Annotated in this window: 22 protein-coding genes; all 22 read right to left on the bottom strand. The window is 48.9% G+C overall.

The window, feature by feature from the left end; translation table 11 throughout:
* Positions 1-185: 185 nt before the first annotated feature.
* The 22 genes from NC856_RS10565 to NC856_RS10460 all read right to left on the bottom strand — a co-directional run bounded on the left by NC856_RS10565 (position 186) and on the right by NC856_RS10460 (position 18,329).
* Positions 186-1,100 (bottom strand): hypothetical protein, encoded by a 915-nt coding sequence (locus NC856_RS10565; protein WP_264090398.1) that lies wholly within the window; start codon positions 1,098-1,100, stop codon positions 186-188.
* Between the two features lie 169 nt (positions 1,101-1,269).
* Complete coding sequence (locus NC856_RS10560) at positions 1,270-1,668, bottom strand: hypothetical protein (protein ID WP_264090397.1); 399 nt, start codon at positions 1,666-1,668, stop codon at positions 1,270-1,272.
* Positions 1,665-4,490: a conjugative transfer ATPase gene (locus NC856_RS10555; RefSeq protein ID WP_264090396.1), complete on the bottom strand. Its 2,826-nt coding sequence runs from the start codon at positions 4,488-4,490 to the stop codon at positions 1,665-1,667. Before NC856_RS10555 ends, NC856_RS10560 begins: the two co-directional genes overlap by 4 nt.
* On the bottom strand, positions 4,490-4,900 hold the full coding sequence (locus tag NC856_RS10550) for a TIGR03751 family conjugal transfer lipoprotein (RefSeq protein WP_264090395.1): 411 nt from the start codon (positions 4,898-4,900) through the stop codon (positions 4,490-4,492). The genes NC856_RS10555 and NC856_RS10550 overlap by 1 nt, the downstream gene beginning before the upstream one ends.
* Positions 4,893-5,354, bottom strand: a complete 462-nt coding sequence (locus NC856_RS10545; RefSeq protein WP_102118356.1) for a hypothetical protein — start codon at positions 5,352-5,354, stop codon at positions 4,893-4,895. The genes NC856_RS10550 and NC856_RS10545 overlap by 8 nt, the downstream gene beginning before the upstream one ends.
* Positions 5,341-6,144 (bottom strand): hypothetical protein, encoded by an 804-nt coding sequence (locus tag NC856_RS10540; RefSeq protein WP_264090394.1) that lies wholly within the window; start codon positions 6,142-6,144, stop codon positions 5,341-5,343. The genes NC856_RS10545 and NC856_RS10540 overlap by 14 nt, the downstream gene beginning before the upstream one ends.
* A 2-nt stretch (positions 6,145-6,146) precedes the next feature.
* On the bottom strand, positions 6,147-7,688 hold the full coding sequence (locus NC856_RS10535) for a TIGR03752 family integrating conjugative element protein (RefSeq protein ID WP_264090393.1): 1,542 nt from the start codon (positions 7,686-7,688) through the stop codon (positions 6,147-6,149).
* A complete protein-coding gene (locus NC856_RS10530; RefSeq protein WP_264090392.1) occupies positions 7,685-8,581 on the bottom strand; it encodes a TIGR03749 family integrating conjugative element protein in 897 nt (298 codons plus the stop codon). The genes NC856_RS10535 and NC856_RS10530 overlap by 4 nt, the downstream gene beginning before the upstream one ends.
* Positions 8,578-9,237 carry a PFL_4703 family integrating conjugative element protein gene (locus NC856_RS10525; RefSeq protein WP_264090391.1) on the bottom strand — a complete coding sequence of 220 codons (660 nt, stop codon included), beginning with the start codon at positions 9,235-9,237 and terminating at the stop codon, positions 8,578-8,580. Before NC856_RS10525 ends, NC856_RS10530 begins: the two co-directional genes overlap by 4 nt.
* A complete protein-coding gene (locus tag NC856_RS10520) occupies positions 9,234-9,608 on the bottom strand; it encodes a TIGR03750 family conjugal transfer protein (RefSeq protein WP_264090390.1) in 375 nt (124 codons plus the stop codon). Before NC856_RS10520 ends, NC856_RS10525 begins: the two co-directional genes overlap by 4 nt.
* A gap of 11 nt (positions 9,609-9,619) precedes the next feature.
* Complete coding sequence (locus tag NC856_RS10515) at positions 9,620-9,979, bottom strand: TIGR03745 family integrating conjugative element membrane protein (protein WP_264090389.1); 360 nt, start codon at positions 9,977-9,979, stop codon at positions 9,620-9,622.
* A 28-nt stretch (positions 9,980-10,007) separates the two neighbouring features.
* Positions 10,008-10,244 carry a TIGR03758 family integrating conjugative element protein gene (locus NC856_RS10510; protein ID WP_264090388.1) on the bottom strand — a complete coding sequence of 79 codons (237 nt, stop codon included), beginning with the start codon at positions 10,242-10,244 and terminating at the stop codon, positions 10,008-10,010.
* Positions 10,241-10,549: an integrative conjugative element protein, RAQPRD family gene (locus tag NC856_RS10505; RefSeq protein ID WP_264090387.1), complete on the bottom strand. Its 309-nt coding sequence runs from the start codon at positions 10,547-10,549 to the stop codon at positions 10,241-10,243. Before NC856_RS10505 ends, NC856_RS10510 begins: the two co-directional genes overlap by 4 nt.
* A gap of 120 nt (positions 10,550-10,669) precedes the next feature.
* On the bottom strand, positions 10,670-11,059 hold the full coding sequence (locus NC856_RS10500) for a hypothetical protein (RefSeq protein ID WP_264090386.1): 390 nt from the start codon (positions 11,057-11,059) through the stop codon (positions 10,670-10,672).
* A gap of 31 nt (positions 11,060-11,090) precedes the next feature.
* Positions 11,091-11,843, bottom strand: a complete 753-nt coding sequence (locus tag NC856_RS10495) for a TIGR03747 family integrating conjugative element membrane protein (protein ID WP_264090385.1) — start codon at positions 11,841-11,843, stop codon at positions 11,091-11,093.
* Positions 11,843-13,954 (bottom strand): type IV conjugative transfer system coupling protein TraD, encoded by a 2,112-nt coding sequence (gene traD, locus NC856_RS10490; protein WP_264090384.1) that lies wholly within the window; start codon positions 13,952-13,954, stop codon positions 11,843-11,845. Before traD ends, NC856_RS10495 begins: the two co-directional genes overlap by 1 nt.
* A complete protein-coding gene (locus NC856_RS10485; RefSeq protein WP_264090383.1) occupies positions 13,947-14,366 on the bottom strand; it encodes a hypothetical protein in 420 nt (139 codons plus the stop codon). Before NC856_RS10485 ends, traD begins: the two co-directional genes overlap by 8 nt.
* Positions 14,367-14,380: 14 nt before the next feature.
* On the bottom strand, positions 14,381-14,932 hold the full coding sequence (locus NC856_RS10480; RefSeq protein WP_264090382.1) for an integrating conjugative element protein: 552 nt from the start codon (positions 14,930-14,932) through the stop codon (positions 14,381-14,383).
* Complete coding sequence (locus NC856_RS10475; RefSeq protein ID WP_264090381.1) at positions 14,929-15,579, bottom strand: lysozyme family protein; 651 nt, start codon at positions 15,577-15,579, stop codon at positions 14,929-14,931. Before NC856_RS10475 ends, NC856_RS10480 begins: the two co-directional genes overlap by 4 nt.
* Complete coding sequence (locus NC856_RS10470) at positions 15,558-16,265, bottom strand: TIGR03759 family integrating conjugative element protein (protein WP_264090380.1); 708 nt, start codon at positions 16,263-16,265, stop codon at positions 15,558-15,560. Before NC856_RS10470 ends, NC856_RS10475 begins: the two co-directional genes overlap by 22 nt.
* Before the next feature lie 8 nt (positions 16,266-16,273).
* On the bottom strand, positions 16,274-17,104 hold the full coding sequence (locus NC856_RS10465; protein ID WP_264090379.1) for a hypothetical protein: 831 nt from the start codon (positions 17,102-17,104) through the stop codon (positions 16,274-16,276).
* Between the two features lie 97 nt (positions 17,105-17,201).
* Positions 17,202-18,329 carry a site-specific integrase gene (locus NC856_RS10460; protein WP_264090378.1) on the bottom strand — a complete coding sequence of 376 codons (1,128 nt, stop codon included), beginning with the start codon at positions 18,327-18,329 and terminating at the stop codon, positions 17,202-17,204.
* Positions 18,330-18,464: the final 135 nt, after the last annotated feature.

Genomic DNA, 18,464 nt, shown 5'->3' with positions numbered 1-18,464 from the left:
CAGATATAACGTAGACTCTGCCGCCCCATCTTTTCCTTTTGACTGGATCTTTTAATTCCATAGCGTTTACCTTTTAGAAAGTGAGCCTGTCTCACAGAAAAGCCGCCCGAGAGAAGGTCGCCACCTATAACGGCTATTCTCAGGCTCGCTAGCCGCCTTTTGAAATTGATCTTTTGTCATAATGATTATGCCTGCGGGTTGTTGACCAAATCTCCCAAGGTCTCTTTGGCCAGCGCCAGCAATGCGTCATTGAATGCTGAAGGTTTCCAATGACTAAAATTGACGAGGTTATTGAAATAATTAAAGTCAAAACCAATCGTCTGACGATAGATTTCTGTTGGCGCTTCTTTCCCCACCTTCAGGGTAAACACCATATCCATCATCTCAGCCAATTCATCCTCTTCCACACGAGAGCGGTGCAGCGTCTGGTAAATGCCAAGCTCAATATAATCCCGACAGGCTGCATCTTTGATCACATAGCCTTTGTCGCTATAGCGCAGACGCCCTGACGTTCGACTAACCAGTTCATTCGCCAGATCTGCATCCACTTTTTTATACAGAATCGCCTGAAAATCGGTCATATAAAGAAAAACCCAGGGGATATTCATCAATGTCGCCCGCGCATACAGCCATCCTTCCTCCCGACGATATTGCTGTAACATACTTTTGGCCAATCCTTCATCAATCTTTATTCCAGTCGCCCGACTGAGTAACCAGACGACTTTATCGAAATGATTAATCAGAATAGACAGGATTTGCTGCGTCAGTATGCCTGGCGCACGTCTGGGTCTGCCATCGCCATCATCGCGCTTAGTATTGGAGTAAGGGCACCACAGATACGCCTCTTTGTCATAAATACCGACACCGTACACGGAACTGCCGCAATGCTTGCCATAGGGATTGGGGGTATTCGCCAGTGCTTTATACAGGCCGACTATCTGAATAGGGTTATTGCAGGCTGGGCAAACAGCAAAGTATTGAGGATTACCGCTGGCGTTTGTTTTGTACCACGGAGGACGACGAGCGGTACGTTGCTCATAGTCATTCTTTTCAATCAGATAATAGGCCTGAGTCTTTACAGAAAGCTTGTAAACATTCATGGTGAGTAATACCGATAGGACTGAGTAATCATGTGGTTATAGCATGTACCGCCACCGTAAAAAACAGGATGGTACCAACAACCTCCCCCTACTAACGCGCCTGCGGCTTGTTCAACTGGCGCAGGCTCCGCAAAGAAAAGCTTTTGCGAATCCCGCACCAGTTCCCGATTTACCCTTTTTCGCCTGTCACCTGCTCAATAGCCTTCAGCAACCACATCATGTCTGTCGCATCGGAGACATTTATGTACCAACGCACGCCACGGGTATATTCACTATCATCTGGCCATACGGTATTGCCGGCAACCGTAATCAGGAGATCAAGCGCCTTTCCTGTCGGATCGCTAATATGTACCGAAACACAGCAACGGTTTCCTACACGATGAGGTAACACAGAAAGTTGAGCTGGGCAGGCCAGGCGTTTTCGCACCTCATCGCCCAACTTCGCGAGCTGGCTAGCGTCTCCTTCTCCAATACGGGCAACACCTTGCGGAGGTACATCAAACAGAACTGAAAACGGGAGTGCATTATCCGGCACCACTTCAGGTTTAGACATCGTTAATCGCTTCACGCCGCCTCCGCTTCAGTCATAATCCCTCTTGCCTTATCCAGCTTCTTCGCCACCAGAAAAGCCGCTTCCAGCTCACTACAACCATGTTCGTTCATCAGTTGCCGGCGTTCCGCTTTTTCTTCTTTTTCTGTCATACCCAACGCCAGGTAAAGGCTGGGAGGAACGGCCCTGAATAAGGCTTCTACCCGTTTAGCCAGAACCACACCTTCCGTATAGCATCGGGGTAGCTTTGTCGCAGAAAGCAACATTGCCTTTTGCTCTTCATTCAACTTTTTGAACCGCGAGATTTGCTCCACTTCATCCGGCGGCATGGTAAGACACAACCACCATTCTGCCATATTGAGCATTTTTTCCGACGTATCCGGATAATCCGCTAGGTTCTGCGTGGCCAGCCAAAGCCACGCCCCTAATTTGCGCCACATTTTCACGACTTTAGTCATATACGGTGATAACAGGGGGTTCGTCGTCGCAATATGGGCTTCATCGATAACCATGTTGATTTCACGATCCAGGTACTGATCACGTTCAGCGATGTTATTGACGGTATTCACCAGTGCGATGACGGCGACGGCCATCTGTGCTTCATAGCCCTCACGCGCCAATGTGCCGAGATCGATGATAGTGACATCCGCTTCTGGCCAGGGCGTTCCTGGGCGGTTAAACAGTTCCCCCTCAAACCCTTCGGTAAACATGCGTAACGCTTCGGCCATTTCTTCCGCACGCGCTCGTCGTGCCGCCGTTCGGCGGTCTCGCCCCTCGCTGTCTTTGGTGTTATCCCGGGCAATATGTTCCAACGCCGACATCAAATCCGAGGGCAACATTTGGTGTCCGGCTTCATACGACTGTTTCGCCGCCGCCAGAATAGCCTCACGCAACATGCCCCGATCGGCACGCGTCATTCTTGCTTCTTCGGCTGCCTCTCCCCCCGTGACCATAAGACGTGCAGCTATCTCCATTTCTCCCAGAATATCGCGCTTTTCCTCATCGTCATCATCAGGCTCTTTCGTATCATCATCCAGCTCAGGCAAAGACAATTCATCAGTAATGAGTTCCCTGGGATCTGCTTGTAACAACAGGTGAGCATCGGCAAACGGTGCCAGAGAGACACCACGCCCAGGCTTGATACTGATCTTGTTCACCGTCAACCCTAGTGATTCATAGTAATCACCAAGCAGCCCAAACGAGTTTCCCGCTTCCAGTAAAAACAGCCGTGAACGGTGGATAGCCATCACCTGTGCTAAAACACTACACAATGTCGCTGACTTGCCCGAACCTGTCGGTCCGAACAACAACAGATGGGCATTCTGTGTCCTGTCTGCCTTATTCATCGGATCAAATGACAATGCCGCTCCCCCTCGATTGAAAAAGGAAAGGCCGGGATTACCCGTTCCCGTATCACGACCAAAAACCGGCAGCAGGCAGGCAAAATGTTGTACAAACGTCAGCCGGGTATACCAGTGGTTTTTATCCGTTTCAGGGTTGAAACACATCGGTAAAGCACGCAGGTAGCCATTGAGTGGCGCGACATCATGTTCAGGGTTGATCGGCTGAAGGCCAGCATTGAGTAGCTTGGCACTGATATCAAGATAGCGTTTGTCGAGCGTATCCAGATCTGATGCTTTGATCAAAAACGTCAACGATGAGCGATAGAGCTTATGTCGCTCCCCCAGATATTCTTTTGCTGTTGCCGCATCTGCGCGTACACGCTGAGATTCAACATTTTCGCCCATTGCATTTTTGCCCAGGCTGGCGAACTCATCTTCCAAAACATCCTGAGGTTGAACGACCAATGTCATCGCAATCACCGTTCCTTGCGGCATCAGATCCATCAGCGTATTGATGTTCTCTCCACGTTTGACTTCGCCGGTCAGGTGCCCCGTCTGCGGCGCTTTTCTCAGTCGTTCTACTGGTACTGCTTTGTGCGCCACATTATCAAACCACCATACCCCACGTTCAGCATCGCTACGAGGCCGCGTGAACCACAATGTTTCGCTAAAATCGTTCAATATAGGAAGAGAATCAGGCGCACCGTCGTCATGTGACGCGGTACGGTACAGCAGTTCGGGCGCAACCCATTCCGGCTTAGGGTTAAACCAGCGTAGCAGCCAGTTATGTATCTGTTCACCATTTTGCCGATGGCAACGAATACCGGCGCCGGACAATGCTGAGGTTAAACGGTCGCAGACCTGGTTCAGCATGGTCGCCGGCGGTAACGGATCGCGGGACTGCTTTTCAACATAACGGTAAATCACCATACGTGTACGGCGGGTTTGTCCGCGCCAGGGTGCACCCGTGACAATTTTATCGTCAAACAGGCCTTTCTCTGCCGAAATGCTTTTCATATGGCGATCGGTTTCAGCCAGCCAGGCCTGTGTGAATGCCGTCCCTTCCGCCCAGGGTTTGACATAACCACGTAACTTATCCATATACGCCGTCACATCCGTATCATCCTGGCAGTAAAGCTGCACGACCCACTGGTGACTATCCAACTCAGGCAAGCTATCCTGCAAGGCATCTTCAACCACATCGCGGATTTCTTCCAGGCGCTCTGCCGGCCGCCCTTCCGTACCCACTGGCGTAATTTCATAAACCGCGCCAACAGACACGCCATCATCCAACAACAAGCATTGATCCGCAGAGAGGTATTCCGCCCAGGGCATATAGTCAATAATAGATGGCGCAACGCCATAAAGTTGTTGTTCATCCCTCTCAGTTAATCGCCCATCACGGCTAAGCGGTTCATGGCCATTTATCGCAAATGGCCCATTCCCTTTCAGATTTTCATCTGAAGACGTCGTTTTACGACGAAACAGTGAAAACATTAAAATGCCTCCGTCCGTTCACCCGGTAGGGCATACTGCACCTGGCTGTAGAACGGGAATACCGTGCTATACCCCGGCACCGGAGTATTACCCTTACTGAGATGGGGATAGACATACATCACCAGGTCAGGATTCGGCAAACGAGGAAACGACTGCTGGATCTCATTCTCCTGAGTGCGGCTATAGTTTTCCGCCTCCCGCAGCACATTGACCTGGTCAGTATCCGTCAGGGTGCGCCGCAGAGTAGTGCGCCCTTCATGCCTGGCTTGAGTCGTTGACGCCCCACCATTCCACAACTCGAGCATGGTGCTGTCGCCCGGAGGCAGCATCTGCTCTTTGCTGGTACTGCATCCTGAAAGTGTTACGGCGAAAAAAAGCGAGGCTATCGCGCATTGAGCTTTATTATTCATGCCGATCACCTTCCTTTGAAGAATCTGAAAGCGCACAGCGACTGGAAACATAGGAGAATGATTGCAGCTCAGGGACACGATGCATCTCACTTAAATGAACTGGCATCATCTGCCAGTACTCTTCACCATGTAATCTTTTCAGAGCCATCGATATGATCTCGCCATTACTCGCAGAAACGTGCTCCAGAAAGCAAGCTACCCTGCATCTTTCAAGCGCCTCAGGAAACAACCGGGCAATCGTTAATTGAGTGTCTTGCACCTCAATACGGGTAGGACCCAGCATCAGAATTAATGCGTTATGCACCCAAAACAAAGATGCCTGTTGAAATGCCGCAACACGTTGAGCCAACTCGAGATCAAACTCACCATGACTGACCGCCACAGAATAGCCAGAGCCAGCACTGAAGTACCACTTAGTGGTCCATCTAATGGGATTGCCGTTATTTTCTTTCATGCGATGTCCCCAGTCCTAACCAACGCATCCAGCTCGATCTCGCTCGTCCAGGTTTTACCTGTTGCGAGTTCAGGCGCTCTTCATAACGTTGTTTCAGCACAGAAAGACACGTTCGGGCATCTTGTGCATTTTGCATGTAGCTGACAGCGAATAGCTCAGGGAGATCATGCTCCCCGAGTTGGTGCAGTTGCGCCTCTATCTGAAAATGATCCAGCTTCCATCCTGGCGTATCTTCACGATGTACAGCTTGGTTCCGCACCTCAAGCTCCAAATAGATGCCCAGTTGAGCCATGGCGTCGATAATTTTTCTCATCTCACTGCACGCTTCATAATACGAGTGATCGATATCATAGTGATTCATCGTCACATCATGCAGTTGCGTTACCCCTTGGCCATTGACATGAAAATAAAAGCGCGCCAGACAACTGCGATGATTACCATCTGAGCCGATAAACCAATTAATTCCATCAAGACTGTTAAAATTCATGCTCGACCGTTTATGCCCTGGCTCCGTGTAATAGCCAGGGTTCTTTTCCAGCAGAGGAATGTTGATATCCATCCGCTTTCCACGATCCAGCAGCTCCAGCCAACTCATACCGGCATACTGTGGGTGATCAGTACCAATAATGCGAAAGACGTTGATGCTACCCTGTGTCGTCCAGTAATGACGGGTAATGAAGTCTCTCTCGCGACGGAAACACGAATCATCCCAACGAAGGATCTCATCATTAGCCCACGAGGGCGGAGCAGATCGTACCTGTTCAACAAAACGATAATTTTCAGTCATCATGGTTAATCCATCCCAGTGCCTGATTGGCCAAGATTGAAGTCATATTTCACTTTCCGCCCTTTCTCTTCATAGTCGATCGCCAACTGACGGGTAATATGAACAGCGACTTTCATGCCCGGGGGCACATAAACAGCATCAAACGTCTGGCCATAACGCGCCTTAACCCAGTCAACGGTTTCCTGCATCCCCCCTGAAATCGCTTTCCCCATTACGGACTGCCCGGCATCGCCGGTCAGCGAAGACGTCACGCCGCCAAAACCATTCGTCTGTGTGGTATTCTGATTTTGCGCCAACGACTCACCGGCAGCAGAACCTGCTGAAAGCGTAAATAACGTAGGAAGATAGGTCGATGCGTTAGATTTACGTTCACCAGAAAGACACGGGATGCCGTTTTCATCAGAAATCCAGCCAATACTTCCCCCGTTATTATTGTTCTGGCTGCTGTTACCCTCTGTTTGGTCTGACGGGCGTGGTAACGTACGTACCGTACCGTCGCTAAAGACGAACGTTATACTGGTCACCGAACCGCGGACACATGATAGTGTCCAGTCCCCAGTCGCCGTACCGGACACAATCGCTCCCTGGACATCTGGCAGGTCCATACCGTTCGCAGTCAGGTTGTCTTTGCCAATCAGAACCTTGAATGGATACGGATCTGTCACTTTCCCATCGACAGGCACCCGCCCCAACAGAGCTGTCATGGCACGGCTGCCAATCAGCGTTGAATTTTCGGGCAAGGTATAAACAGGCTCGACAGGACCTTCAGAGGCATTATTCCCACTTAACGTTTGGCCATTCCCTGCTTGCCTGGCCAGTTCAGCTTGTTGCCGAGTGACTGGATTCTCTTCCAGAAAAGAAGTGGCAAAGGTAAACCCCGCCGCTCTGTTACTGCTTCCCTCTGTCACGGGTTTACCACTTGCATCCACCGCAACAGCATCTATTGGTTCAATCCATCGAAATCCATCAGTACCAGACGGTCCAGACGACGTTCCTTGTTCGGTAAAACCGCCATCCAACCCCAACCCTATCGGGATATCACTCCCCGGTCCGACATGATTGCCGGAAGACGCTGACGACGTCGAGCCTGGCGTTCCTGCCTCTTTAAGTTGTTGCACGAGATCACTGACAGTAGAACTTAACGATTGCACCTGAGATTTCAGTTGGCTTTTCTCACTACTCTCTTCTGTTTTTGCATTCTCAATCGCCTGACCAATGCGTTCATCCACATTTTGATTGGTTTGTTTCAGACGCTTATTCTCCTCAGCCAGCGTCTTATTTTCTGCATCCAATCGATCTTGCTTGGTTGTGACCGTATTCAAACGACCAATCAATGTACGTAGCGTATCCTGAGGCGTGTCGCCTTCAATCCCCAGAGCCCTCAACTGCTCAGGGGTGACATCGTTCAGGGTGGCATCATTTTTGGCCGCAGTATCTGGCTGTTGCTGCGACTTGTCGGAAGAACATGCCTTCAAACCAATAAAAACCGTCACCAGCAACGTTAGCGGTACTGCCAGTTTAACGAGCATATTTGACTGCATTTTCATTTTGTCACGCCCCTGGATGTTGATTTGACCGGTTTGATAGGTAGCACAGGTTCAGGCAGAAACGCGCTTTCCGGTTGACCATCAATGACCAGATAGGCGACGGTCGTATCCTCTGGCGTTCCGGCATTCCCCAACCAACGGTGCTGAAACGTCGCGCTAACAAATTCCCCCTGTAGCCTGCGAGGATCCAAGATCACCTTACCGGACGAGGTATTACGTATTTGCAATGCGATAACACTAAAATTGTTCAGTCGCCATCCCGCCAATGGCACGGCCACAACAGGCTCAGAAGGAAATAATGTTGTTATCGGGCTCGGTAGCTTGAGGGATACGGTCCCAATCCCAAGAACGGGTTCAACGGTGCGCAATGGCGCATACAAACTTTGTGCCGCATAGCGTGTCAACAAGACAGGAACGGGGACAGAAGAAACGGGAGAATGCCGTTCAGCCTTATCTGCTGACTCACTTGAGGAAGATGAATGGCTTGCTTTGTTACTACTGCCGCTAACCTTAGCATTATCATTGGTAGAGACAGAAGAGACCTCTCCGGCATAAACGACCTGCACAGGCTCACGAACGCTCTTCCCTTCTACGGCGCTAATATCCAGGAGGATCACCTCACCATTCTCAACATCCTGCAATTGCAGGCGAGTGGAAGGAAAAGGCTCGCTGGCACTGAGATAAACCGATCCGCCACTACTCTGGATCCTCAGTTTTCCGCTCAGTGATGGGGGGAATCCGACTCGTACGTTTTTATCGACAAAAACAATACGCTCTTGCCCTACATTCAAAGGGATTTGGAGTGGGATACGTTCCCACTTCATGAGTTCCAGTGCGCTGGCAGGTAATGACAAGAGAGACACGCATATCGCCAATAAGGCCTTCAGCTTCACTGGAATACCCTCGATTTTTTCTCAGGAGCAGTAACCGGCATCGCTTCCAGCCGTTGAGGTGTACTGGCATAGCAATCGAGAGCCAACCCAAATTGGTTACGTTCTGGATCACCTTCCCAGCGGATGACTCTCAATGGATAACGCACCATTGCCCGTTTTACGGGTTCGGTGTGGTAATACTCGTCAGCGACCAAATCCAGACGGGCAACCCAGTCATCATCCGATAAAACATCGACGCTTTTACTGCTATAACCGCGTTTAGGGATCTCATACACAACACGAACGCGATCACGCAGTTCGCTATTGTCCGTGCGAAATCGGGCATCTTTGTTCAGGAAATCCTGGCACGCTGGTGTCAGGTAGGGACTCAACTGTGCGATTTTTGCGGGATAGTCCACTTCACCATTTTTGGGCCAGGCATTGAGTTGCTGAAAAATATAGAAGGCAAAACTGTATACCGTTGATGGTGGGATCCGCCACCACTCGCGCGTGCTACCAGAACGCAGGTCTGGAGGATTGTGGATCGTCAGTTTACTTGGCGCCATCATCCAGCCCGAAGCAGTGAAAATCAGCAACAAAAACAGGCCAGCAACGATAGCTCGCAAGGTAAAAATATGATTGTCGCGAGCACTGACAGCATTACGGAAGCGGCTCATGACCAACTCCTTTGAAAAACGGAGCAAGTACGTTTCAACTCCCATGCGCGGGAAGTCAGGATCAGGCCGTGACTCATGCCCCATGTCGCTTTGAGCTCGTCCAGCCGCCGCCAAAGATAGTTTTCGGGTTTTCCTCGTTTAAACGAACTGATCCATTTACCACCAAAAAACACCACGAACAACGGTGTTATCAACATACTGATAGGGAAAGCAATCCAACCAACAAAAGGGACAAATGCCAGTGGAAACGCCAGTGGTATTCCCAATGCAACCCCAAGTCCCGCAGCCAGCCCCAGCTCCCCTGTGGTAAATCCACGATAAGCTACCGGAGCAACATTTAGACGGTCGGGGAGAAACTCAATCACGGCCATGATGCAGCTCCTTACAAAATGTCCAGCGCCTTCGTGGCCAGCCAGATAACAGCAACAAGCAGCACAACCCCGATAATGATAAATGCCGTAAATGCCCCCCAGTCGGCTTTACCAGCCCTCACATCATGAAACGCGGATACAGCGACCTTAGCAACGACAAGGAACGCGATCGCTGCAACAACGAGCCCAGCAAGAGATACCCCGTCTTTGATATATCCCTTCAGTGTATTGAATAACCCGCCACCGCCACCACTTGATGGCGCTTCAATAGCCGGTAAATCTGCCAATGCCTGGCCAGAATAGAGCCCCCCAAGAACAACCAACACCGTCAGACGTTCTGTGGCACAACGTATCATTGAGACTATTTTCATGAGTTAACCTTTTTATTCAGAGTGAAAATCAACTTGCGAAGAGAAAAATCGAGATAACCAAAAGAAGGATGAGTCGGATCGTAAACACTCCAACGGATTCGGCACCGATGGATTTCGTAGTCCAACCCTTGTAAGCCATAACTAATGCCCAGGTTGCCCATAGAAATAAAATGGAGAAGAGAAGACCGAGGATCAGTAGATTGAGTACAGAGGGATCGGTATTACCCGATGCTGCGCTCCAGGCGGCCTTCTGTGCGGAATTCATTGCCCTCTCTCCTGGCGGTATTGCCCACTGACGGAAAGCGGTACCGAAGGTTGGGCACGAGAGGGCTCAAGGTATTGCTCAATACCCTTCCGCATAGCGGATATGTCTCGGGAAGCACTGCTGTAGTCAAAATAAAAGCGCGCATCCTGACCATTCTGATTGGCAACCACCCGGGCACGATCTAATCCAGCCTGAACCTGATCGAGTTGACGCATAACCAGAGCAAGTTCGTCTTTTTCGGAAGCATGGGCCTGAACTACGCAAACCGAAGCCAGCAGTACACTCAGCCCAATAAATCGGCACATCTCTCTTCTCCTGTAGCGCATAACGGCGAGGAGAAAGACTGACGTAACAGGGGGATAAGCACAGCAGGAAACTGTTTATGAAAGGATGAAAATTTAGATCACCAGAAAGGGCAATCTTGATTAGCAACGGATGATTGTGATTGCTTCGTAGCCATTTCCCTGGCCATCTCGTTTTGCGATAACAGGAATATCCTGCCAACGCCGGATATCAAGGCTCCACTCTCTCAGTTCTTTTATTGGAAGATTATTTTTCCAACAAATTTCATGAACATGGCTGTTATCATACCAGTCAACACGACTAATATGTTCGCTAATAGCTCTTATATCAAAAGGAGGGCTCTCATAAGATAGATGCTCTCTCCACCCAGCTGTATGTACGTCAGCACGGCTAAGTGAGTCCGTAACCTGATAAATATCAACGTAACCAACTTCACAATTTGGGATTCTTTCCAAAAAAAGACAACCAATTTGTGGATGGACAGATCCTACGACAACAAAATTATTATGCATATATATCATCCGACATGATTTACCAGTACAACTAAAGATATTTTTTAAACGCACCAGTAACGATCGACAGCACAATACCCAGCAATACCGCAGCGGGTAAGAGCAACAAATTAGGCCACACAGCAGTTGGCCAGGACAAATACAGCATACATGGGCCATACATAGCAGGCTTCACAAACCGCTTCGCATGATGATAGATAAAACTGGATTCATAGCCAGCGCCGTAGCGCCGTAAATCCCGACGAACCAGCCCATCAACGATCCCTGTCGCAGCAACCATGATAAAAAGCGGTATCGATAGCACCAGAATGCCAACCCGTATCGCAAAAATGACTGTGACATAAACCGTCGCCTGTAAGTATTCCCACAGCGCAAGCGCTAGCCAGCTCCCAACCCAATTGAACATTTGCGCTGCCCCATCCTTTGGCTTCATCTGTTTTGCCTGATGCAGCCAACTGATAAAACCGCTGTCAACAAACAGCCACTGATAGGCTTGGTGAACGATACCGCTTATAAAAGTAACCGGTTCAGACATCAATAAACTTTGAGTAAAACCTTCAGCCAGATAACCACTTTCCGTCAACATCACCTGGCGGCTGTGTTCTGCGCCTTCATTAGTCCAAAAAAACAGCATGCCGATATATTCTATAAGCAAACTGACCAGTAATGACGCCAGTAGAATCCCCACAACTTTCAATGGCCAAACCCATAATAGCGTTTGAAACATACCCGGCTTCTTAGGCGGCTCCTGATGCTGTGGAGATGACGAGGGCTGTTCGGCCATTACGCCACCACATCTTTTGGCCCAAAGGCAGATCCAGTCAGGCTATCAGAAGGCAATGTACTCCCCGTCCACCAGGTTTCACCAGTGCGGTAATTCTGCTGCATGTACTCGGCAATGCGGCTGATACTCTCCGGCATAAACGGATCATTTGCGCTATCAGGTAGTGGCATACGGATTTTCCACAACCGCCCCCCCTCAAGCAATGCAAACGCCTGCCCTTTCGGCAAGTTGATAATGTCAGCTGGGGTAATCATTGGCATCCTGACATTACTGACGCGATCCTGAACGTTACTCGTAAAGTCAGAACCCTGGTCAGGATTAGTAATATCCGTTACACCAGAAACCAGCGTCTTGGTATAGACATCCACTTCAGGAAGCTGGCTGGTCAGCAGCTCTGCTGTACTGTTTTCTCTGACCCGTAGCATGATTAACGAGTTGAAGTTACCAATCACCTGATTGGCCTTAGCACTGCTGCCAATCCTGGCTTCAATATCCGACAAGGTCTGTGTGTAGGCAGTTACCTGAATCCCCGCGCCGCCGCCTTTGTTAATGAGCGGGATAAACTCCTCACCCATCAGTTCGTTAAACTCATCGCAGTGGAGGTTAATGGGAGTTTTTTTCTGTGGAGCTTCACCGCCAATACCAAACTTGTAGATGTACCCCGCCACTGATACCAGGTCAGCAAACATGCTGTTTCCTACCGCTGAGGCGACCTCCGCATCCGACAGCGCATCGAGTCCGACATACACAATCCCCCGTTTTCGAATGACTTCCTGCCAGTCAAAGATGGGGCGAGGATCATCCATATCGGTGTAATCAGGTGCCAACAACGCCGCTGTTTTCCCCGTCGTCAGCTTTTCCAGCAAGGGCAATAGCGACGCCACTATTTTATCGAAGTAGGTCCGGTCATAACGTACGGCTGACCGCAATCCATCCAGTACCGGATCCCATATTTTTTTACCTTCATCACTGCCAAGAACGGTCTCGATGGCCCACACTTTCATCGCGTTCGCTTGCCCCTGCATATTTCGGGGAAGATCACGTTCATTAAGCATGCCTGAGCTGATTAAGTTCTCCACCGTGACCCACAGCTGTGGTGCCTGAGTGCTTAACAGGTTTTCGACATAGGTTTCGTAAAGGTCTCCTATATTGGTGACATAACGGAGTATCAGGCTGTAATCAGGTCGTTGGCCCAGGGCAACCAGCGCTCGTGTAATGATATTGACGAATCGCCAGGCAAACTCCTTAAAAGCAGCCGAATTACCTTCACTGGAAAGCTGCCCGGCAACACGAGAAGCCACTTCAGAGATACGGCTAAAACGCCCGATCGCGTTATAACGCGCACTGATATCTGGCCAACCAAGATGAAAAACATGAAACTCACTTTCTCTTCCGGCTCTCCGCGCTTCCGCCCACATCCGTTTCAGTAGATCAGCATCCCCTTTGGGGTCAAATACAATAGTGACATCACCGCGCCGGATATCCTGCGTGATCAATAATTCTGCCAGGCGGGTTTTACCAACACGCGTTGTTCCCATGACTAACGAGTGCCCTACACGTTCCCCCAGATCATAACCAATATCGGATTCATCAGGTTCAACACCGTGATAGATGGGACTCCCCCCCACGGGAGGTAACGGTCTGAGGGGATTAAAGACGGTGTCGGATTGAGTAAGCCGACAGAGGTATGGCAGGCTATATTCAAGTTTTTTCTCCAGGTCACGCGCCATACGATAAATGACTGATGGCTGAACATAGCACTCAGTCTCTGGCCGACGTGCTTCCAGGAGCCGCTGAGTATGTTTCTGCGTCCAATGAAATCCCCTCCCGAGAAACAGATAACGGTTACTCACGGGGATCTGTTTGCTACTCATCACATAACGGGGAAGTCGCCGGATATTGCGACGATAACGAAGGATCCGCAACCCTTGCCTCGTGCGCTTCAATGCCAGCACGCCAAACCCAGCAGCCGTAACCCAGCTAACGGATGGAGCAAGAGCAACAGCCCAGGGGGCGGTCAGACAGATATAGGTCGCACTCCACGCCGTTGTCGCCGTATATAACTCAACAGCGGGACGCAGTAATGATTCCATAACATAGCGGTCACTCATCCACTTTATCCTCACCTTTATGAGGATAATTCCGTCTCGCTCGGTATGAACCATGCTCACATACTACAGGTTCACAGCGACGACTTGGCGAACTGAAGCGAGTAAAAGGATAAACATAGCGAATCAGTGCTTCAATGCATCCCGCCACCATAACAAGCATACAATAAACGCTATTTGCGAACTGAATAACCTGAGCCGGGGAAACAGACTGATACGCCGGAGGCAAGGCTGATAATGCATTATTCAAATCAGATGCAATTTCACCAGATAGCAATCCCAATAAAAAAAATCCAACGACGAATCTGCCAACAAATATGGATGGCCAATAAAAAAACACTCTAAAAATAAATGTTATTAATTCGACCATAAATGACATTACTGTCCGTAACCCATATTGATAATTAATTTTCATCTTTTGGCACCCTATCATTGTGACAATCCGGTTTCAGTTATCAGTACGGGGTAGTGGGATAGCTGTAAACGCTTCGCCAGGTCACTTCCTGATACGGGAACAATATCATTCTCAGGCAATAAAACCTGTAGCTCACGCAGAGACGCTTCTGTAGAAACGCTGACCACAAACCCAGTGGCTTTCAAACGCTGCAACTCCCCAGTTCGTTTCACGACCCAATCCCGAGACAGGGGATCATCACCAATAATGAAGATCGGTGGTATACCAGTGAGTTTTAACGCTCTGGGTGCAACCTTCCCAGGAGTAAGCTCAGGCGTCGTAACAGGAAGAACGGAGGCTATTGTCAAACCCGGACCTGTGGCAGGAGAGGATAATTCTGGTGGCAATATGGCACCGGAAAAATTCGGATCCGTTTGTGCGTTAATCGCCTCAAAATACGGTTCAGTTGATTCTCCACCAAGATCTGCTACAACATTCAGTTCCGCTGAAGCGAAAGATGGCAATAAGAAAATACCCGGAAAAATAATCGACGATACGAATAATAAGCAGGGACGTAACGTATTCATTCAGGCTCTATCCATGTTAATTGGTAGCTGGGAATAATTGCTTCGGAAGAGGCAAGCAGGATGGGAGATGATGATTCCAATGGCTCCTGAACAGGAGAAATAAGCTTCAGCTTTTGGCGCACAATCGCCATATACCTTTCAGCCGGTAGGCCGCCGGCAGGACGGTGATAACATCCTGCGGCACGTAACCAGCTACCGGGTTTTGCGTCATAGCACTCACGTAAGATTCGGGCAGCAACACGTAAATTGGTAAACGGCTCAAATGCGTCATAAAAAGAGCGAAAACGATGTCCGTTCCAACCCAAATTAACCTGAGCGATCCCAACATCAATATTCTTTAGCGGTGTCTGGCGAATAAACTGGCGTAACGCCTGCCATGCCAATTCGCGTGTCTCATACCGATACGTTTTTCCGGCAACATTGATCGACCACGGCCATGGCCGCTCACCGTAAGGCAATCGACGAGAGCTTTCCGTTAGTGCAAGTGAATAAAGTGACTCAGCCGGCACACGCGCATCTTTAGCAATTTGTCGGTATGCCGCTGGGATTTGTTGCAAGCCAACAGGTCGTTTTTGTCCGCTAACAATACCGCTATGCATTATCCCAAGTACGATGAACATACTGATTAAAATGCTGCGATTTGCCATCCATTTTCCCCTTGTTGCAGGATGACTGGCATTTGACCTTGACCATAACGCGCCCACAATCCCTGATCATGATTGAGCGTTATCTGTCGGTTTCTGACTCTCTCAACAGGAATACTATGGCTGACTGCCCACTGTCGGACTGTTTCGTCTTTTCCGTCACTGCCAACCAAATAAATATCTACCTCTCGGTTATCAGCCAGAACAGCCGCTAATCTGGTATCGCAACGGGTACAGTTATCGCGAACAAATAACGCCAGCCGACCATCGGTATCATGAGCGATGCCGGCAGCGTTACCCATGTTTACAGAGAGAGCATTAGGGTACAGACGATTCCAGGCAGCATTCACTTCACGCTGAAAAGCCAGTTCTTTTTCCGTACGTTGATACTCTTCTTTAACCCAAAGCTCAGCCATACGACGTCGTTCCGCTGAACTGTCACTTTCAATCCCCAGAGTCGTCAGCGGATCCAAGCCAGGGGATTGTATTCCACGCTTGCCTTGCTTGAGTTGTTGGTATTTTTCCCATTCAGAATGGCTCAACCCCCACCACTGTGCTTCCTGCTCAGTTTCTTTGATCTGAATATCACGCTGTTGCAGTTCTTTTTGTTGCACTGGCCCCGGAAGAGCCGCATTAGAAAGGGAATAAACAAAAAATAAACTCAAAATAGCAATGCTACTTTTTTTCATAGAGAGTCCTATTGAACTGAAAGGCGCTGTTGACTGCCACCGACGGAAAATATCGCTTCATGGCCCTGCATATCTCGTAGTGTCCATCCCCATGCGGAATCTCCCACTGTAACCAATTGCATTTCTGATAGTGTTGTCGCGCCACGACGCATAACTACGGCGTACCTTTGCCCTCCCCGCTGTTCAATGCCCGCCAGAATAAACGGTGCAGCCAGTGGCACACTCTTGGCTGACCGTGTTGACTTTTTTGTTTTAGTAGGAGAATTAGCGGGCTGAGTACGCAAACTGGAGGAACTAGAAGATATATTTGTAAGCGTCTTCTCAAACTTCTCTTTGAACTCACTTAATGCATCAAGACGCAATAAATATTGATCGAAGGCCGATTTAAGAACTGCAAACCGTTCTTCGTGTTGTAACAACCTCTGATGGTTTTCCTCAGCTTTTTTCGCTAACGGAACGATAGTTCCTTCAAATTGAGCAGAAAGCGCCTGCATGCCAGCATCAACTTTCTCATTAGTGGAAAAACGAGACTCTTGATCGGCAACATGTTTTTCAAGAGTAGCAACAGAAGATGACAACTGGCTAAGTTGGCCACTCCGAAAAGCTGCTTCAAGAGAGTTAAGCCGAATACCCATCTCATTAATTTGCATGAAAAAAATGGTGCACATTATAGCAGGCACCACAACCATCAGGCCTGAAATAATGTATATAACAGGTTTCAGTAAAACTCGGCGTAAACCAAGAGTCTTAGCGTCAGTATTATCAACAGAGGAACCTTCTGTATTTAACTGTCCAGTTGCAGAACTGACGCTTTTATCGAGCAATACTTCATCGGCCACTGCACATTATCCTTGTAATTAATCATGAAGGAGTAAGGTGCAAAATCTGGGATAAGATGGCGATACTTAACTCAATATCGCCCCTCGAAAATTATAATTACAGTGGGTTAATAAGCACCCGATCTACAGCATTGACAACCACATGACCAGGAGGCGGTAAACGCTCCCCATTTCTCGCTGCAATAGCCTGCGCCCGCAACAGTGCCACTGATGCCGCTTTTATTGCATCATCGTGTGACTCAGCTGTGACACTGAGATTATCGAAATCACTGAAGCACAGAGTTATCTTCCCTTGTTTTTCCAAAATATCTGCCGGATATGGAACAAATAGCGCTGCAAACTTCTTGGCCTGTTTTTTCCGTACATCCAGCTTGCTGACTAATTGAGTCGCACGAAGGTGGGTATAGCGTTTAAGCATATTCATTGATTTGTGGCCAGAGATAGCAGCAACCTCCATGACGTTAAGCGTTCCCAACTCAAACAGACGGCTTATCGCTTCGTGCCTCAGATCATGGAAATGAAGGTCACTTATATCCAATTCCTGTAAAGCGACTCGCCAAGCGCTTTTAAATCCATTCGATGTATAGCTGAAGACAGCACCATTCACCGGAATCGTCCCCACAAATTCACGCAGGGTTTTACGGGCTTTTGATGAAAGTGGGACATCGCGAGTCGATCCATTCTTTGTAAGCGGTAGATGAGCCACGCCTAAATGTAAATCGACGTTCTCCCATCTAAGTGAAAGGATTTCTCCCTGACGCATGGCTGTCTCGATCGCCAACAAAAAAATGGTGAGCAACTCAGGATTTTTCCCTCTGAAATACCGGGCTAATCGGCGTTCCTCCGCTGACGTTAACCTCCGGGTTCTCCCTGCCGATACTGGCGGTTTGCGGACATACTCAACAGGATTAGAAGTGCAGGTTCCCCATTCAATACGCGCTAAATTGTACATCGCGGACAATAAGGCCATCTCAAGTCGAACAGTATTAGCACTTATCGTCTTTCCAGTAATTGGATTAACAGAAGTGAGTCTCAAATCCCTGTACTCAGCAATATCAACTGATGAAATCTCATCCATCATTTTTTTCGCCAGTTCAGACCGCCGAATAACATTTATTCGATAAAACTCCTGTAGTTGGCCGCGCTTATGGATAGAAACCGTTGAATAATATTTATCCAACGCCTTAGATAACACCATCTTCTTTATACGTTTTCTTACAACCATAGGAATTATCCCTAACTAAAGCGAAGAACAATATCATATGGCGTAAATACTGACTAAACTGCCAATCCGGTGTGTGGAAATCAACCTCTCCAGTCCTGCCAGGCACTATTATGATGTGGGGCGCGCTGGTGCCTC

This window comes from Brenneria izbisi (assembly GCF_025840185.1).
Classification (GTDB): Bacteria; Pseudomonadota; Gammaproteobacteria; order Enterobacterales; family Enterobacteriaceae; genus Brenneria; species Brenneria izbisi.
Note: the sequence above shows the minus strand (reverse complement) of the source record. Positions and strands in the feature narration are given on the sequence as shown.

What these genes read in the sequence shown, in the direction of transcription:
- NC856_RS10545 (WP_102118356.1), bottom strand. Translation starts at nt 5,354, where the DNA reads ATGAAAGAAAATAACGGCAATCCCATTAGATGGACCACTAAGTGGTAC.
- NC856_RS10565 (WP_264090398.1), bottom strand. Translation starts at nt 1,100, where the DNA reads ATGAATGTTTACAAGCTTTCTGTAAAGACTCAGGCCTATTATCTGATT.
- NC856_RS10540 (WP_264090394.1), bottom strand. Translation starts at nt 6,144, where the DNA reads ATGATGACTGAAAATTATCGTTTTGTTGAACAGGTACGATCTGCTCCG.
- NC856_RS10485 (WP_264090383.1), bottom strand. Translation starts at nt 14,366, where the DNA reads ATGAAAATTAATTATCAATATGGGTTACGGACAGTAATGTCATTTATG.
- NC856_RS10520 (WP_264090390.1), bottom strand. Translation starts at nt 9,608, where the DNA reads ATGGCCGTGATTGAGTTTCTCCCCGACCGTCTAAATGTTGCTCCGGTA.
- NC856_RS10515 (WP_264090389.1), bottom strand. Translation starts at nt 9,979, where the DNA reads ATGAAAATAGTCTCAATGATACGTTGTGCCACAGAACGTCTGACGGTG.
- NC856_RS10460 (WP_264090378.1), bottom strand. Translation starts at nt 18,329, where the DNA reads ATGGTTGTAAGAAAACGTATAAAGAAGATGGTGTTATCTAAGGCGTTG.
- traD (WP_264090384.1), bottom strand. Translation starts at nt 13,954, where the DNA reads ATGAGTGACCGCTATGTTATGGAATCATTACTGCGTCCCGCTGTTGAG.
- NC856_RS10525 (WP_264090391.1), bottom strand. Translation starts at nt 9,237, where the DNA reads ATGAGCCGCTTCCGTAATGCTGTCAGTGCTCGCGACAATCATATTTTT.
- NC856_RS10510 (WP_264090388.1), bottom strand. Translation starts at nt 10,244, where the DNA reads ATGAATTCCGCACAGAAGGCCGCCTGGAGCGCAGCATCGGGTAATACC.
- NC856_RS10535 (WP_264090393.1), bottom strand. Translation starts at nt 7,688, where the DNA reads ATGAAAATGCAGTCAAATATGCTCGTTAAACTGGCAGTACCGCTAACG.
- NC856_RS10480 (WP_264090382.1), bottom strand. Translation starts at nt 14,932, where the DNA reads ATGAATACGTTACGTCCCTGCTTATTATTCGTATCGTCGATTATTTTT.
- NC856_RS10500 (WP_264090386.1), bottom strand. Translation starts at nt 11,059, where the DNA reads ATGCATAATAATTTTGTTGTCGTAGGATCTGTCCATCCACAAATTGGT.
- NC856_RS10550 (WP_264090395.1), bottom strand. Translation starts at nt 4,900, where the DNA reads ATGAATAATAAAGCTCAATGCGCGATAGCCTCGCTTTTTTTCGCCGTA.
- NC856_RS10470 (WP_264090380.1), bottom strand. Translation starts at nt 16,265, where the DNA reads ATGAAAAAAAGTAGCATTGCTATTTTGAGTTTATTTTTTGTTTATTCC.
- NC856_RS10495 (WP_264090385.1), bottom strand. Translation starts at nt 11,843, where the DNA reads ATGGCCGAACAGCCCTCGTCATCTCCACAGCATCAGGAGCCGCCTAAG.
- NC856_RS10555 (WP_264090396.1), bottom strand. Translation starts at nt 4,490, where the DNA reads ATGTTTTCACTGTTTCGTCGTAAAACGACGTCTTCAGATGAAAATCTG.
- NC856_RS10505 (WP_264090387.1), bottom strand. Translation starts at nt 10,549, where the DNA reads ATGTGCCGATTTATTGGGCTGAGTGTACTGCTGGCTTCGGTTTGCGTA.
- NC856_RS10475 (WP_264090381.1), bottom strand. Translation starts at nt 15,579, where the DNA reads ATGGCAAATCGCAGCATTTTAATCAGTATGTTCATCGTACTTGGGATA.